Source organism: Bradyrhizobium brasilense, from assembly GCF_029714345.1.
Lineage (GTDB): Bacteria > Pseudomonadota > Alphaproteobacteria > Rhizobiales > Xanthobacteraceae > Bradyrhizobium > Bradyrhizobium australafricanum.
The window spans coordinates 6,826,338-6,842,799 of record NZ_CP121669.1; the positions used below are offsets into that span (position 1 = coordinate 6,826,338).

Annotated in this window: 15 protein-coding genes and 1 pseudogene; 6 read left to right on the forward strand and 10 right to left on the reverse strand. The window is 59.7% G+C overall.

The features are described 5' to 3' along the window. Positions 1–1,270 precede the first annotated feature (1,270 nt). From ccoS to QA635_RS31895, 10 genes and pseudogenes are all read right to left on the reverse strand, one after another. Positions 1,271–1,417 (reverse strand): annotated as a pseudogene (ccoS, locus tag QA635_RS31850) (cbb3-type cytochrome oxidase assembly protein CcoS); the annotation flags it as partial. Further along, a complete protein-coding gene (locus QA635_RS31855; protein WP_283063598.1) occupies positions 1,417–3,603 on the reverse strand; it encodes a heavy metal translocating P-type ATPase in 2,187 nt (728 codons plus the stop codon). The pseudogene ccoS and the gene QA635_RS31855, both read right to left, overlap by 1 nt. A 12-nt stretch (positions 3,604–3,615) precedes the next feature. Further along, entirely contained in the window at positions 3,616–4,116 is a 501-nt protein-coding gene (locus QA635_RS31860) for a FixH family protein (protein ID WP_283071938.1), read from the reverse strand. Positions 4,117–4,138: 22 nt separating this feature from the next. Further along, a complete protein-coding gene (gene ccoG, locus QA635_RS31865; RefSeq protein WP_283063599.1) occupies positions 4,139–5,608 on the reverse strand; it encodes a cytochrome c oxidase accessory protein CcoG in 1,470 nt (489 codons plus the stop codon). Between the two features lie 77 nt (positions 5,609–5,685). Continuing rightward, positions 5,686–6,558 (reverse strand): cytochrome-c oxidase, cbb3-type subunit III, encoded by an 873-nt coding sequence (ccoP, locus tag QA635_RS31870; protein ID WP_283063600.1) that lies wholly within the window; start codon positions 6,556–6,558, stop codon positions 5,686–5,688. 6 nt (positions 6,559–6,564) lie between these two features. Continuing rightward, positions 6,565–6,729 carry a cbb3-type cytochrome c oxidase subunit 3 gene (locus QA635_RS31875; protein ID WP_016841961.1) on the reverse strand — a complete coding sequence of 55 codons (165 nt, stop codon included), beginning with the start codon at positions 6,727–6,729 and terminating at the stop codon, positions 6,565–6,567. Between the two features lie 11 nt (positions 6,730–6,740). Continuing rightward, positions 6,741–7,475, reverse strand: a complete 735-nt coding sequence (gene ccoO, locus QA635_RS31880) for a cytochrome-c oxidase, cbb3-type subunit II (protein WP_283063601.1) — start codon at positions 7,473–7,475, stop codon at positions 6,741–6,743. 8 nt (positions 7,476–7,483) lie between these two features. Then, positions 7,484–9,136 carry a cytochrome-c oxidase, cbb3-type subunit I gene (gene ccoN / locus QA635_RS31885; RefSeq protein ID WP_283063602.1) on the reverse strand — a complete coding sequence of 551 codons (1,653 nt, stop codon included), beginning with the start codon at positions 9,134–9,136 and terminating at the stop codon, positions 7,484–7,486. 67 nt (positions 9,137–9,203) lie between these two features. Beyond that, complete coding sequence (locus QA635_RS31890; protein ID WP_283063603.1) at positions 9,204–9,536, reverse strand: hypothetical protein; 333 nt, start codon at positions 9,534–9,536, stop codon at positions 9,204–9,206. A 384-nt stretch (positions 9,537–9,920) separates the two neighbouring features. Next, positions 9,921–10,148, reverse strand: coding sequence for a hypothetical protein (locus QA635_RS31895; protein ID WP_075968369.1), 228 nt, complete (start codon positions 10,146–10,148; stop codon positions 9,921–9,923). A 980-nt stretch (positions 10,149–11,128) separates the two neighbouring features. Here QA635_RS31895 and QA635_RS31900 point away from each other — a divergent pair. From QA635_RS31900 to QA635_RS31925, 6 genes are all read left to right on the forward strand, one after another. After that, the gene (locus tag QA635_RS31900) at positions 11,129–11,416 is read left to right on the forward strand and encodes a hypothetical protein (protein ID WP_283063604.1); all 288 of its coding nucleotides are present in this window, start codon (positions 11,129–11,131) and stop codon (positions 11,414–11,416) included. 8 nt (positions 11,417–11,424) lie between these two features. Next, entirely contained in the window at positions 11,425–11,658 is a 234-nt protein-coding gene (locus QA635_RS31905) for a hypothetical protein (RefSeq protein ID WP_311990172.1), read from the forward strand. 114 nt (positions 11,659–11,772) lie between these two features. Then, on the forward strand, positions 11,773–13,203 hold the full coding sequence (locus QA635_RS31910; RefSeq protein ID WP_283063605.1) for a PAS domain S-box protein: 1,431 nt from the start codon (positions 11,773–11,775) through the stop codon (positions 13,201–13,203). After that, complete coding sequence (gene fixJ, locus QA635_RS31915; RefSeq protein ID WP_225159297.1) at positions 13,200–13,805, forward strand: response regulator FixJ; 606 nt, start codon at positions 13,200–13,202, stop codon at positions 13,803–13,805. Before QA635_RS31910 ends, fixJ begins: the two co-directional genes overlap by 4 nt. A gap of 691 nt (positions 13,806–14,496) precedes the next feature. After that, positions 14,497–15,288 (forward strand): universal stress protein, encoded by a 792-nt coding sequence (locus QA635_RS31920; RefSeq protein ID WP_283063606.1) that lies wholly within the window; start codon positions 14,497–14,499, stop codon positions 15,286–15,288. A gap of 478 nt (positions 15,289–15,766) precedes the next feature. Further along, the gene (locus QA635_RS31925) at positions 15,767–16,450 is read left to right on the forward strand and encodes a helix-turn-helix domain-containing protein (protein ID WP_283063607.1); all 684 of its coding nucleotides are present in this window, start codon (positions 15,767–15,769) and stop codon (positions 16,448–16,450) included. The last annotated feature ends 12 nt before the right edge of the window (positions 16,451–16,462 follow it).

The following is a 16,462-nucleotide window of genomic DNA, read 5'->3' on the forward strand; positions in this document are numbered from 1 at the left end:
AGCCCATCTTCATCTGCAAATCGATCGTCGCTCCAACCTACGAAGATCTTGACGCGCCGCCGATCGCGGACACACACGCTCTGCCCTGTGTTGGAGAAGCTCCTTGTCGAGGCAACCGACCGTGACGTCGTAGGCGACAAGCTCTCCTCTGATCAGCCAGCTGAGGACTCCGGGACCTCGTCAAAGCTGATCGGCCGCAGAACCAAGCGGCCAGTCCTCTGGCGGGTACACGGCGAGAAGCAGACCAGACGTTCGTCGTACCAGGAATGCAGACTGTACTCACTGAGTTCGCTGGATTCGAGCACCTCACTTTATAAAGTGACCGACAATGCTACGTTCTTGGACAGCAGCAACAATCGCGGCGCTGAAATCGATAGGAAATTAGCCGGGCTCGAAGTTGGTTGATCAACGGTTGGGCCGACCACCTGTTGCGACACAATCCAACAGCCAATAAGGGCGGCCCGGGAGCCGCCCTACTGTAGCAATCAACAGCGCAGCCCAATTAGCTACCGCTGATGTCCCAGTCCGATTCCGAGATGTAAGGCCTTCTGGCGTAGCGCACCGACAGAGCGTTTGGTCATTTTTGATATTTTTGTGACCGGGGTCCGAGCCTTTGAATGGACCTTGAGTTCTTTGATATCTGCCTTAGTCCACTCGCGCCGCTTAACGCGTTTCTTGGTTGCTTTTTTCACAATGAATGCTCCTTTTGAGAGGAGCGGCTTCTAACATAGTTTTTTCACAGCGACGACCGTAAAAAGGAGGCAAGCATAGACCTCGCGCAAAGGTGCAAGGCTCTGTCATGTGTTCGGAAGCAATAGCTACCGCGCCTTCCCCGTTGTTAGTTTCGTGGAGGTTTTCTTATCGAGAAATTTGGCCACGAATTGGCGTTTCCAGTCTCCTAATTGACACATCGTCGTTGGAACCCCGCAGGTTGTTACAAGTCCTTGAAACACCATGAGAAAGGGAATTGCGATTAGCCAGAGAACTTCAGGTAGGGTCGAGATTTGTATCCAGTTCAGAGGGATCAGGCATTGAATCCGGCAGACACCATCGCGCTCTCATACTATGGTCATCGATAGCGAGCGGGCCACTGAGCAGCCGCTGCTGATCACGGCGCCTTGCCGCCATCAACAGGCTGCTAACCGTCCGACCTTCGCCTGTCCCACAGTTGCGGCGGTGGACCGTCTGGACGGGCGAGGTGATACTCGCGTCGACGCCCGCTTCCACAAATGCGCTGGTCCATTGGCACTATTTGGACCGGCACTGGAGGCTGATCGGGCTCCTCATCGGCGATGGCGCGCCAGGCCGCGCCGTCGAGATCGTCATACTGGCCGCTCTTCAGCGACCACAGAAAGCCAAGCAGACCGAGGAAGCCGAGTGAAAGGGCGAGCGGAACCAGATAGATCAGCACTTCCATCAGAGGGCCTCGCCCCTTCGCGCCCGCAGCGCGTTAAGCATGACCAGTACCGACGAGCATGACATCGCCGCGGCGGCAATCAGCGGCGTCACCAAGCCGGCGATCGCAACGGGCACAGCCAGGACGTTGTAGACGACAGCAAGACAGAGATTCTGCCGCATCAGCCGCAGCGCCCCGCGCGAGGCAATGATCGCCTTCATCACGGGCCCAAGATGCTCACCGAGGAAGATCGCATCAGCGACCGCCTGGCTCATATGGGTGGCGGTGACAGGCGACATCGAGGCATGGGCTGCTGCGAGCGCGGGCGCGTCGTTCAAGCCATCGCCGACCATCAACACCTTGTATCCCCTGCTCGTCAGATCTTCGACCCGGGCGACCTTGTCCGTCGGCGAGACGTTGGCCCGCCACTTGTGAATGCCAAGCGTCTCGGCCGCCCGCCGAACAGCCGGCTCGCGATCCCCGGAAACGATCTCCACCATGATGCCAAGGCGTGCGAGGCTTGTGACAACCTCGACCGCGTCCGGCCGCATCCTTTGCCTGATGGCAAAGACATGCCTCGCCTCGGCGTGGCTGAACGCGACGACTGAGGCCTCGGGATCATGGCACAGGATCTCGTCAGCGAGGCTGTCAGCGCCGCAGAACGAGGGGCGGCCCAGCCGGATCGGCGCGCCCTCATAGTAACCGCGGACGCCCCGGCCCGGCTCCTCTTCGATATCGGCCAGTGGCTCGTTTGCGCCGGCAGCACGCGCCAGGGCGGCGGCGACCGGATGGCGGCTCGACAGCGCCAGCCGGCCCGCCAATTTGACGACGTCCTCAGGAATGCCGGCGAGATTGGCGACATCGAGTTCAGGCAGCGTCAGCGTCCCGGTTTTGTCGAAGATCACCCGATCCACCTCGGCGATACGCTCGATTGCATCCCCGGCATTGAGCAGCACGCCGGAACGGAACAGTGCGCCGGCGGCCACCGTCTGCACCGCGGGGATAGCCAGACCCAGCGCGCAGGGGCAGGTGATGATCAAGACTGCGATCGCCGTGACCACCGAATTATGAAAGGTGGCGCCAGAGGTAAGCCAACCCAGCATGGTCAGGAAGGCCGTGATGTGAACGATCGGCGCATAGAGCCGCGACGCGCGTTCGGCGAGGCGCAGATAGCGCGAGCGCCCTTGCAGGGCATGATCGAGCAGCCTGGAAATCTCAGCAAGCAGTGTGCCGTCCGAGGCCGCCGCCGCACGGACGCGCAGGGTGCCGGACCGTACCAATGTGCCGGCGAACACCGCGCTGCCGGGCGTCGCGATCGCCGGCAAAGTCTCGCCGGTAATAAGGCTTTGATCGATCTCGGAGCTTCCCTCGATCACGTTGCCGTCGACTGTACTGCATTCGCCGGGGCGCAGCAGCACGATGTCCCCCGGCTTGATCGCCGCCGCCGGAACGGTTCTGATCTCGGTCGGGCTAACGAACTTCGCCGCAGTCTCCGCCTTGAGTGCTGCAAGGTTGCTGGCGAAGGCGCGGGTGCGTCGCCTCATGTTCTGGTCAAGATAGCGACCTGCGAGCAGAAAGGCGATCAACATGATCGCCGCATCGAAATAGGCGTGCTCGGCATGAGCGATGGTCTCGATCACCGACGTCGCCAGGGCGAGCAGAATGCCGACGCTGATCGGAACGTCCATATTGGTTCCGCGCGCCCGCAGCACGGCAAAAGCGGAAGAGAAGAATGGTTGCGCACAATAAGCCGCGGCCGGCAGGACGATCAGCGCGGAGAGCCAATGAAAGAAGTCGCGCTGTTCCGGCAGCATGTCCGAGACATTTCCGGACCATACCGGGATCGACAGCATCATCACGTTCATCGCGGCAAAGGCGGCGACGCCCAGCCGCCGCAGCAAGTCCTGCGCCCTCTCCGCCTCCAGCGTCTCCGCATTGTCCCGCTGGAACGGATATGCCCTATAGCCTAATTCGGCGAGCCGCTTGACGAATAGTGCTGGATCGAGGGCTCCCGCCTTCCATTCGAGCGCCAGCCGATTATCGGTGAGGTTCACGCGTGCCGAGGTCACATCCGGAATGCTCGACAGATTGCGCTCGATCTTGCCCATGCAGCCCACGCAACTGATCCCCTCCACCGCAAGGTCAAGCTGGAGGCGGCCCGCGCCTGTCCTCTTCAGAAAGTGAGAAAAATCGATGTCGGACTGCATGTGCACACGCTCTCAGTTCAGGACGATGCGGTTCTTCGACAGAAACATGCGGCGGCCGTCATCGTCGCCCTCGATCACGAGATCCCACTGCCCGACAGCGACGCCCGAGGCGCTGCCGCGGTAGATCCCAGCATTGGCCTGCGAGACATCAATCGCCCGATCGGCCCGGCGGTCGACCGGGCGCTCGAGGCGGGCCACGAAATTCATTCCGGCGAGAGGCGCACCTAGGCGGTCGCGAGCCTCGATCGCAAGCTCAGCTTCACCATCCGACTGCCGGTGGAAGTATACCTGCACCTGCCAGCTTCGCTCGTTCTGCTGCCGTGCCGCGATGATCTCGCGCTGATAGGCGAGGCTCGCACGATAGGCGCTGTCAACCTCCGTCCCCGGCAGTGTCACGATGGCAAAGCGCATCATGACCAGATTGGCGCCGATCACGACCGAAAAAAACGCGAGAATCGCGATCAGGACGGAGCGTCCGGTAATGGGCCACGTGATTTGATTTGATGCGGTCATGGTCACATCCCGTCAGTGATCGTTAGGGGAGAACGAAATGATCCCATGCGGAGGCGACCTCGCCGAGGCCAAGGTCGGTGACCCGAAACCTCACCGGCATCGAGCGTTCTGCCATACCGTCAACCGGCGCCGTCAACAGCACACGCAGTTCTGTCGTCGTATCGCGAGCCAGGACGATCATCGGCCGATCCACGGTCACCGAATCGGCGCCGACGACGTGGACGGACGTCTTGGGCGGCCCATCGATGTCGATCGCGATTACCCGATCGAAGTCGCGCCTGTTGAGCAAACGCACTGTATAGGCGTTGCGAACCGATCCATCGCTGAGCCTGACAGCCATGGGATTACGATCATGCAGAACGCTGAGATCGAGCATCGTTCTCGACAACAACTCATAAACCATCACCGCGCAGATGACCGTGATCAAAAAGGCATAAACGAGCGTGCGCGGGCGTACCGGCTTGAACAGCTCCGACTTGCCGTCCATCCGCCGGCGAATATTGATGTCGTTGTCGTAACCGATCAGGCCGCTCTTGCGCCCGATCTTCTTCATGACGGCATCGCAGGCATCGATGCACAGCCCGCACTGGATGCAGCCCAGCTGGGCGCCATTTCGTATATCGATCCCGGTCGGACAGACCGCCGCGCATTGATTACAATCGATGCAGTCTCCGACTCTTTCGCCGCGTGCTCGCAGATCGAATGATTTCTTCAATGAGCAGCGCCGCTCGCCGCGGTCGTATTTGTAGGCGACATTGAGGGCCCATTCGTCGGTGAGCGCGGCCTGGATGCGCGGCCACGGGCACATATAAACGCAAACCTGCTCGCGCATGTAGCCAGCCAGCAGATATGTCGAAGCGGTCAGGATCCCGATCCAGATATAGGCGGTTGCGGGCGCTTGGAACGTTGCCAGATCGTGCACCAAGGTCGGCGCGTCGGCGAAGTAGAGCACCCAGGCGCCGCCGGTCCACCAAGCAATCATCAACCAGATTGCGTGCTTCAGCACGCGCTTTGCCGCGCGCCCTGCTGTCATCGGGCGCGCGGCGGCCTTCAGCCGCTCGCGACGGTCGCCCTCGACCCAGCGCTCGACCGCATAGAACAGGTCGGTCCAGACCGTCTGCGGGCAGAGATAACCGCACCAAATCCGCCCGCCCAGTGCGTTCATCAGGAACAGCACGATGGCAGCAAGCACGAGCAAACCGGTGAAGTAATAGAGCTCTTGCGGCCACAGTTCGATGAAGAAGAAGTAGAACCGCCGGTTTGGAAAATCGAGCAACACCGCCTGGTCGGGAGCGCCGAAGCCGCGATGCCAACGCACGAAGGGCAGCGGATAGTAGATGCCCAGACACACCACCATCAGCCGCCATTTGATCGTGCGGAACGTTCCGCGGACGCTCTGCGGATAGACCTTCCTATGGGCTGCATAGAGGGGTCCACCCTCGTCAATCACCGGCTCATCGAGCGAAACGGTCTTGTTTACGGTGGGCTTCATGACCGACCTAACATCGGGCGCGGATGGCTCGCGTTGATCCTGGGTCACCGGCGCGCAGGTTTTGCGGCGCCTCTCGCCTATTGTCCACCGCCGAGCGAATGGACATAGACGGCAAGTGCCCTGACTGTGATGGGATCGAGCCGCCCGCTCCAAGCCGGCATCATGCCGGCGCGGCCATAGCTGATGGTCTCGACCAGCGTGTCCTCGTCCGAGCCGTACAGCCAAATCCGGTCAGTCAGATTCGGTGCGCCGAGCGCCTGATTGCCTTTGGCGTTCTCGCCATGACAGACCGCGCAATTCTCGGCAAAGATCTTGGTGCCGGCCGCAGCGTCGAACTTGGCTGCCGTGGTCAGGCCTGACAGCGACCGCACGTAGTTTGCTACGGTGACAATCTCGGTGTTCGTGAGGATGCCGTCGCGGCCAAAGGCCAGCATTTGTCCCTCATGCGCCTGGGCATGCCCGGAACGTGCGCCGAACTGGATGGTCTGCAGGATCTGGTCGAGCGATCCGCCCCACAACCAGTCATCGTCATTGAGATTCGGGTACCCCTTGGCACCCGCGCCACCGCTCCCATGGCATGGCGCGCAATTGTCCGCGAACACCGTCTTGCCGCGCGCGCGGGCCAATCCCAGCAGTGCCGGATCCTTCTCGATCTCGGTAAGAGACGCTTTGCCCAGCACGGCCATCTTGTCGCCGCGCAGCTTCTCAAGACCTGCAAGGTCGTTGACGACGCTGGCGCGGGTCGAATAGTCAAATACGCCTGTCGTGTAGCTTGAGAGGAGCGGCCATGCCGGATAAACGACCCAGTAGCCCATCGCCCAAAGGATTGTGGCGTAGAAGCTTAGAATCCACCAGCGCGGCAGCGGCGTGTTGAGTTCCCTTATCCCATCCCATTCGTGCCCCGTCGTGGAGCGGCCGGAGATGTGGTCGATGTCGTTGTGCTCGGTCATGATCTGTCAGTCCCGGCGCAGCGGCATGCGCGCCGCAGAATCAAAACGCCTCTTGTTGCGAGGCCACAGCGCGTAAACGACAATGGCTATGAAGATGCCGACGAACAGCGGCGTCCAGAGCGTCACCACGAAGCTCGATGCCAGGTTCTCGATGGAAATAACGGCCTTCATCAGAGGATCCTTCAGCGCAGATTGGCTTTTTCGTCGTAGAGCTTGAAATCGATCAACGTACCGAGCATCTGCAGGTAGGCAACGAGCGCATCGAGTTCAGTTGGATTGCCGGCCCTGCCGTCGAAATTGCGCACAGCGGCCTTTGGATAGCGCTTCTGGAACGATTCGACGTTCGCGCTGTCAGGATCGAGCTGCGTCTTCAGATCGGCGACAGCATTCTTGATCTGGTCCTCGCTATAGGGGACGCCGATCGCCCGATTGGTGCGCAGATGTGCGACCATGTCGGTCAGATCGACCTCGGTGTTCGCCAGCGACGGATAGCCCGGCATCACCGATTGCGGCACGATCGCGCGCGGATTGCTCAAATGCGTGACGTGCCATTCATCGGAATATTTCCCGCCAACACGTGCGAGGTCCGGGCCGGTCCGCTTCGAGCCCCATTGAAACGGATGGTCATACATGCTCTCAGCGGCCAGCGAGTAATGCCCGTAGCGCTCGACCTCGTCGCGTAACGGCCTGATCATCTGCGAGTGACAGACATAGCATCCCTCGCGTACGTAGATGTTGCGGCCGGCAAGCTCGAGCGGCGTATACGGCCGCACGCCGTCTACCGCCTCGATCGTGCTCTTGAGGTAGAACAACGGCGTGATCTCGACCAGGCCACCGATCGCTATCACGGCAAGGATGCCAGCGATCAAGATGATCGAGTTCTTCTCAAAGATCTTGTGTCGGTTCCAGAGCGACATGCGATAACCTATTCCGCGACCTGGAGCGCTCGAGCGTCCTGGATTTGATCAGCTTCCCGCGCATTCACCGTCATCCAGAGATTGGCGGCCATGATCAGCGCGCCGATCAGGAACAGTGCGCCACCCGCGGCACGGATGATGTAGAAGGGATGCATGGCCTCGACCGACTCGATGAACGAGTACTCGAGGAAACCGAGCGAAGTATAGGCGCGCCACATCAGCCCCTGCAGGATGCCTGACACCCACATCGCGGAGATGTATAGCACGATCCCGATCGTGGCGATCCAGAAGTGCCAGTTGACGAGCTTGAGGCTATACAGCTGGCGATTCCAAAGCCAGGGAATCAGACAATACAGCGCGCCGAATGATACGAAGCCAACCCAGCCCAGTGCGCCCGAATGCACATGGCCGACCGTCCAATCCGTGTAATGGCTGAGCGAGTTGACGACCTTGATGGCCATGGTGGGACCTTCAAATGTCGCCATGCCGTAAAAGGCAACCGAGACCACGAGCATACGAAGTACCGGGTCGGTGCGGAGCTTGTCCCAGGCGCCCGAGAGCGTCATCATGCCGTTGATCATGCCGCCCCATGAGGGCATCCACAGCATGATCGAGAACGTCATGCCCAGCGTCTGCGTCCAATCCGGCAGGGCGGTGTAGTGCAGATGGTGCGGTCCGGCCCAGATGTAGAGGAAGATCAGCGCCCAGAAGTGGATGATCGAGAGACGGTAAGAATAGACCGGCCGTTCGGCTCTCTTCGGGATGAAGTAGTACATAATCGCCAGGAAGCCGGCGGTCAGGAAGAAGCCGACCGCGTTATGGCCGTACCACCACTGAAACATGGCATCCTGCACGCCGCCCCAGGCAATGTAGGATTTCGAACCGAACACCGATACCGGCAATGCGGGATTGTTGCCAAGGTGGAGCACCGCAATGGTGACGATAAAGGCGAGATAGAACCAGTTGGCGACGAAGATATGCGGCTCCTTCCGCTTCAACAGTGTCGCCACGAACACAATGAGATAAGTGATCCAGACGATGGTGAGCCAGAGATCGGCGTACCACTCCGGCTCGGCATATTCCTTCGACTGGGTGACACCGAACAGATAGCCAGTGCCTGCGATCAGAATGAAGAAATTATAGCCAACGACCACAAACCATGGCGCAAGATCGCCAGCCAGACGGGTGCGGCAGGTCTTCTGCACGACGTAGAACGAGGTCGCGATGAGCACGTTTCCGCCGAACGCAAAGATCACAGCCGATGTGTGCAAAGGCCGGAGCCGACCGAAGCTCGCCCAGGGCAGATCAAAATTCAGTGCAGGCCAGGCAAGTTGCGAGGCGATCAGCAGACCGATGGAAAAGCCCGCAATGCCCCAGAACATCGCCAGCACCGAGGCGAATTTGATTGGACCGAGATTGTAGTTCGGTCGGCCATTGATCTGCGCCGGCGGTAATTGCGCCGGCCGTTCGTAGTAGCGATTGAGGATGACGCCCGTTGCGGTCAGACTGGCGGCGGAAGCCAGCAATGCGTGGAAGGTAAACGCAGAATCGTGTCCCATCGCTCCGGCGAAAAAGAAGACGTAGGCAGAAACTCCAAATACCGACATCAGGCCTGCTTCACCCATCGTCGTGGATTTCGAGGCAAAGGATGGGCTTGTCATGGCTTGGCCTTCTTTGAAAGCGGGATGCTTGGGGAATTATTTCCGGCGAGCTAAGCGATTGGGTTCATCAATCGCAAAAGCGCTGCGGGAGGCCGTCGTCGACCTCACGACCGAGCGCGCGCAGGGTTTGTTCGTTGGGGCAGTCTTTCAGCGGATTTCGATAGTTCCCTGCTTGGAGGTTGGCGACGCAACGGGCTTTGGCCTGACATAGGCCGCATACTCGCTGCAGATCGCGCAGTACGTCGCCATGGCGGGCGGCAAGCGCTTGCTCGGAAAAACCGGCAAGTGCGAGGCGCTTGCTCAAGAGTTCGGGAGAGCCCGGACTTTGCGCCAGGGTTCGAAAAGCGGATGTAGACAGATTAAGCTCGCGCGCGATCGCATCGATGTCCTGCGGGCTCAAGCAAGCCAGCTCGGACGTCCGAGACAGGCTCGCTCGCAATCGGCTGAGCAAATTCCTAAACCGCCAAGGACTACCGATATGTGCAGGTTGGCTGACCATGTGTCATGTCCCTCGAAGCAGCCATAGCTGCTGGAGGCAGGTTTGTTTTTGACCTGCATCAAATGTAAGAGCAAATCGTTCGATCCGGATCGCTCTGCCCCGGGGCGCCGGCGAGACTGCGCCGAGGCCCATTTCGTGTTGCGGGCAACAGCCCGCCTGTCGCATTAGCGACAGCATCGCGAGCTCTTTCGAATCGACTCGGCGCGATGTTTTAAAAGATCGCGCTTGAACTCGCGGATTGACCCGCCATGAAACTCGCAAGGACCTACGCTAGCCGAACTCAGGCTAGCCGCCCCATGCCGGGGGCAACGCAGGCGGGGTTCGAAGCTCCATCGCATCCGCGAAAATGGTCCAATCGCGGACACCTTTTTGCTTGCAGAAGTCGCTCTCCGCTTGCTGTGCAGCAGCACTCAGCGATGCGGCATCGACCTTGAACGCTGCCTGACAGGCACGATGCTCGTGGCCGGTATCGTCACAGACGGTCTTAATGAAGCGAACGTTAAATGAAGGCATGACTACCCTCTTGCCGTGGGTTTGCTTATCCCTGCCTATTCTGCCATTAGCGCGCGGAGAGTATTTGATTTGTCTCAAGCAGCATCCAAAGTAATCTGTCACTTACCGTGACAGAGACTGTTCTGACGAGTGCTGGCGGCCCGGCAATATCGTCAGCCAGACCTTCGTCCCCGTGATCGTGAGCAAATGGGGCGAACCGCCCCTATCTCGCGCCTGACGACCCACCCTGCCGCCGCAATGGCAAAGCCGATGACCAAGCTCGCCGCAGCCAAGGTTTCGATAAGGCCAAGGTTCAGGGCTTCCGCGCCAAAGCCTATGGCTGCGATCAGCGCCGGCAAGACCACCGACAATGCGAGGCGAGCAATCACTAAGGGTCTCCTTTGCGCCTCTCGCATCATTGATGACACGTGTTGTCATGGTCCGATGCGCGTCCAGTGCGCTTCAACATTCGCATGATTGCCCCGCCTGTATTTTGATTTCCATCAACCCGGCGGCATCCAAGATTTGTCGGCACCAAAGCACGACGCGAGCGGATCGCCCGAACTGGAACATGTTTGGCCCCTGTCCTGCTCGCGGCAGCCATACGCCGTCGGTCGTTCTAGACGCGCATCGCTTTTTTTGACCTGGATCAATACTTCAGCGGCGGCCGAGCGATAGAAACGATCTCCAGTCAAGGTCAGACATATGGCTCACAGAAAGACTTGGCGCCCCATCATCTTTTCGTGCTCAACCACGGACGACCGTGTTCAAGGACTGCTGCCGAACGACGCAGTCGAGCCAAGCGCCAACGACCTGCACCCGGTAACCTGCGTCGCCTGCGATGGTGTCCACGTCATCGACCCGCGGACCGGCCCGACGCGCGGGGCCGAGCGCAGCTAGCCGATCCGTCCCACGACCGACCCCCAGCAAGGAGATGTCCCACCAACAAAGGATGTTCGATATGACAGGCCACGGCGAAACTCGCTCGGCGAGGGGCCCAATTGTGGGCCGCGGTCCAGTCCAGTTTCTGCAAAAACCCGATCATGACCAACCGGGGAAGGCTTGAGCAGGTCCGGATCAGTTCGACCGAAGGTGGCAAGGTGCTTCGTAGCATCAATCCCGATATTTGGATCGGCGAGAGGGTCATGACCCAGCACGATGGGTTCGACGATGCCTCCGCCGACAGACCCGAGACGGCGACTGCTGCGATCGAGACCGCGCGCCGCCTGCGCAATATTGGGCTGAACCAGGTCGCGGGGCGGACAAGCGATGTGGTTCGTACTGTCTGAAAGGTTGCTTGAATTTGTCAGTCGGCGGCGATGAACACCGTCCAGGATCTAATGGCAACGTGACGTGGGAGCGGATCGAGACGGCGCCCTTCGATCGCGACCTTGAGATTGGCGTGATCGAGGGTAATACCATTCATCGGCTGGTCTTCCCTTGCCGCCGCATCTTCGGCGGCTGGATCAAGGCGAAGACCGGAGAACACGTCGCTGTGCAGCCCACGCACTGGCGCATTTGGTTCAAATAGCGATGGCTATCCTGCAACAATATAACGGCGCGAATTGACGCGCATCTGCCTCCGGTGGCCCTTCCGCGGCCAAACGATGTAGGATCGATCTCATAAGAGGGTCTGCCGGCAAATATGTCCGACCACATCTGGTATCGCTATGGCACTGCCGCGGCAGCCGCCGCTCTCGCCCTCGTGCTCCGCGCGGCGCTCAATCCGTATCTCGATGACCGCTCATTTACGATCATCTACCTTCCGGCGGTCGTTTTTGCCGCTTTCGCCGGCGGCCGCGGACCGGCGAGCTTCGCGACCCTGCTCTGCCTCGTCATCACCGCGGCATTTCTTGGGAAAAGCCTCATCACTGTTTCCGCAAACATGATCGATATTGCCGCATTTGCGGTACTAGGTCCCATGCTTGGCTTCATGGGCGACCGGCTACGGCAGGAATCGGAGCAGGCGCGGTATCGGCAAGCTCATCTGCAGTCGATCCTGGACACCGTACCGGAAGCCATGATCGTCATTGACGAGAAGGGTATCATTCGCTCGTTCAGCGCCGCGGCAGTGCGCTTATTTGGCTGGTTGCCGGACGAAGTTGTTGGAAAGACTGTATCCAAGTTGATGCCGCAGCCCTACCGGGCCGAGCATGACCGCTACATTGAACGTTATCTGACCACAGGCGAGCGGCGCATCATTGGCATCGGTCGCATCGTGGTCGGCGAGCGGAGCGACGGCTCGACCTTTCCGATGGAGCTTGCCGTCGGTGAGGCCAAAGTGCGCGGCGAACGCTTCTTCACCGGCTTCATCCGAGACTTGACCGAACGGCGGGCGCAGGAACGGCGGCTGCAGGAGCTGCAGTCTGAACTCGTCCATGTGTCGCGGCTAACAGCCATGGGTGAGATGGCATCGTCTATTGCCCATGAAATCAACCAGCCGCTCTCCGCCATCACGAACTACATGCGCGGCGCAAAGGCTCTGCTGGCGTCAGACAAGCCGAACGCCAATCGCATTGGTGATGCACTCGAACACGCCGTCCAACAGGCTCTGCGCGCCGGCGATATCATCAAGCGCTTGCGCGAGTTCGTCGCCAAAGGCGAGACGCAGCATTCTGTGGAAAATCCGCTCACGCTACTTGAAGAGGCTGTAGCGCTGGCCCTACTCGGCGCCAAGGAGCAAGGCGTGCGGGTGACGATGCGCAGCGAGCGCGATCTGCCGTCAATGATCGTAGACAAGATCCAGATCCAGCAAGTCGCTCTGAACCTGATACGCAACGCGATCGAGGCGATGGCTTCCTGTCCGCGCCGCGAATTGACCGTCGGAGTCAGCGAGGTCGATGGTCTCGCCAGGTTTACCGTTGCCGATACGGGTTCCGGCATCAGCCCTGATGTCGCCGACCGCCTGTTCCAACCCTTTGTCACGACGAAGGAACACGGCATGGGTGTTGGACTATCAATCTGCCGGACAATCGTGGAATCCCATGGCGGCCACATCGTGGCGGAAGCAACTCCGGGTGGCGGCACGATCTTTCAGTTCACGCTGCCATTTGCGGACGTCGGTGAAGAAGCATGACCGGGCGGCGCATTCTTGTGATCGACGATGACGCCGCGATGCGGGATTCGCTGGCGTTTCTGCTGGATATTAGTGGTTTCTGGGTAGCAACCTACGAGACCGCGACCGAGTTTCTCAATGACATTGCAAGCGGTCCGATCGACTGCGTTGTATCAGACATCCGCATGCCAGGAATGAGCGGCCTCGAACTGGTCCGCAAGCTGAAGGCCGATCGCCTCGACTGTCCGGTCGTCCTGATAACCGGTCATGGTGATGTATCCCTCGCAGTTGAAGCGATGAAAGCGGGTGCGGTCGATTTCATCGAGAAGCCGTTCGAGGACGAGGTGCTGTTGCGTGCCATCAACGCTGCTTTGGAAGCGCGGCCAACGAAGCCAGACGATGACGCAGCGAAACTGCAGGCAGAAGGGCGCCTTGCCGACCTCTCGTCGCGCGAACGTGACGTCCTGCAGGGACTATTAGCCGGCAAGATCAACAAGGTCATCGCCCATGATCTTGGCATCAGCCCCCGGACGGTCGAGGTTTATCGCGCCAACCTGATGGCCAAGACCAATGTACGCAGCATGTCCGAGTTGATGCGGATTGCCATCGCCGCAGGATTCTAGCAGGGGCGCGAGCGGCTCGGTCCAGGCGACGAACAGGGGCTCGAAAGATCTTGGAGAATTCGTCCAGGAATGATCCTCAATCGCGAGCATGGCGCGCCTTAAAAACGTATTGCCCAGCGGAGCCTTGAGCATAGGCCAGGACCACAGACCGGCAATGGAGAAAATCAAGATGAGCCCAGCGAACGATGCCCCCGCACGTCGCGCTGCGCCCGCTCTCCGTCTGCGACAATGTCCTCGCATGTTGCTGATTGGTTCCCCGGCAGCCGTTGGAGAGGCTTGAGCATTGGCGTATTCGGCTTGACCGCGGACTAACCAGCCGCACATCATCTTCCGTACTGGCGATCCTCTCAGTGTACCTGTTGTCGATGAGAGTGAATTTCGAGCAGGCAACGGGGAGAATCGCGATCTCGGGCCGCCCCCTAATCTGTCTAGCAAAAATCGCTGTGCACGAATCGTGCAGGATTCGCAGTTGACATGAGCGATGCAACACATGCCATGCTGCTTCTACTTGGCATCGGACTCTGCGCGAACTGTCCGTGGCCGGTTTGATCCTGCCTAACTAAATCGGCGAGCGTATGAAGCAGATCAATTGTCCGGCCCAGATTTGTGCTCCGATCGGCAGCAATCCTTTCACGCCCGGAGAACGGCAATGTTCGGGAACATATTGGTCCATCTTCCCACGGAGCTCCCGGTGCGGGCTGCGGTGAACGGTTCGATTTCCTTCGCACTGAGCACGGGCGCGCATCTTGACGTTGTGGCCATTGGTTATGAGAGGACCATTATTCCGCTCGCCGCACTCAGCGGGATGGCCGTCGCTTCGGTCTTTGAAATCGAGCAGGCGCGTGCGTTGGAGAGGGCCGAAGCGGCACTCCGTGTCTTTGATCTGCGGGCAAAGAGCTCCGGCATTTCTTATGCGAGCCGCGCGCTCAGTGCGGTTCCAGCGGAGGCGCGTCGAAGCATCTGCGCCAGCGCGAGAGTGCACGACATGACTATCGTCACGCAGCCCCAGACCGGCTACGAGAGCTATGACAACGTTATTCCCAAGGACATCCTGCTCCAGGCCGGCAAGCCAGTTCTGTATCTGCCAAGCGTCATCCACGGCTCTTTTACGGCCAGACGAATTGGGATTTGCTGGGACGGCAGCCGCCTTGCGGCCCGCGCGTTGCACGACGCGATGCCGCTGCTGCGCGAAGCGGACGCGCTGACCATCATCGCGATGACTGATGCGCACAAGGTCCCGGCGGAGAGCTCCGCCGACCATTTGGGACGGTATCTTGAAAGGTCGGGCCTTCCTGCAAAGACCGTGTCGCTCCCAGCATCCCAGTCGGTGCACCGCGCCCTCCTGTCGCTTGTGGCGGACGAAAGCCTCGACCTGCTGGTGATGGGCGGATACGTCCGCTCTCCGCTGCAGGAAAGGCTGCTCGGTGGCATTTCGGGAGATCTGCTTCGTGCAAACGTCATTCCGGTTTTGATGTCGCACTGAAGGCAAGAATTATAGATGCGATATGCCGCCAGATGCGCCCCGGACTCAGTCGATGGGCGCAGGGCGAGGCACCAGCCGCCCGCCGATCTGGAGAACAGGAGCGCCGTTTGTCCCGGCTTTCGTCGCTCCATCGACGAGGCGGGGCGAAACCGCTGAACATGCGCCGCGGGTTTCGAACGTTGCACGTACGCTGCCGGTCTAGAGGAGCGGGACAATCTGGTCACCGCCCACCTGAGGATGCCCGAGTTCAACTTCAAGCCGAACGGCCGCCAAGTCAGAATGCAGCTTCCTCATTCGGCTGGTCGGCTTTGAGCCGCATTCGAGCTACCGAAAGGCTGCGTCGCCCCCATCGAGAATTCTTCTCACGGCTTACGTATAAATACTTAGTGGGTTCCACTTAGGGGAAACATCCAAATTTTCCAGTTCATCAGAAGCGGCCAATCTCCGCTCCATTGACGTTTCGAAGATCGAGTCCGCCATGTACGCTCAGGCCACGAGTATTCACGAGATCAGCCATCATCCGAGCAGCGTCTTGTGCAGGCAATCTCGTACCTATGGACCGTTTGGTATGGTTGCGACCCCGATGCGGTTCGCTCGCAATAGCGAGATCTACGGCGAGGACGAAGCAGCCGAACACCTATACCAAGTGGTATCGGGTGCTGTACGAACCTACAAGATTATGGAAGATGGGCGTCGTCAGATTGGTGCGTTTTATCTGCCCGGTGACATCTTCGGCTTTGAGGCCGGAGACAGCCATATCGCTTCGGCGGAGACGGTCTGTGAGACGCACGTTTTGATGGTAAAGCGCAGCGCCCTCATCGTTCGCGCCAGCCAAGATTGCGAGCTCACGAGGCAGCTCTGGGACGCGATGGCGCTTGAGCTCCGCCGCTTTCAGGAGCATCTGATGCTTTTGATCAGCAGCGCTGAACAACGGGTCGTGGCGTTTCTGCTCGATATGTCTCGTCGTACTACGAAGAACGCTGCGATCGAGCTGCCGATGTCACGGCAGGATGTTGCCGATTACCTTGGCTTGACGATCGAAACGGTCTCGCGCACCCTCACTCAACTCGAGCAGAATGGCGTGATTGCCTTGCCGAGCTTGCGCCGAATCGAGCTACGTAACGACAAACTGCCGAGCCGCGTTGCGCAGAACTTGGGCTAAGCTCAAGAAGCG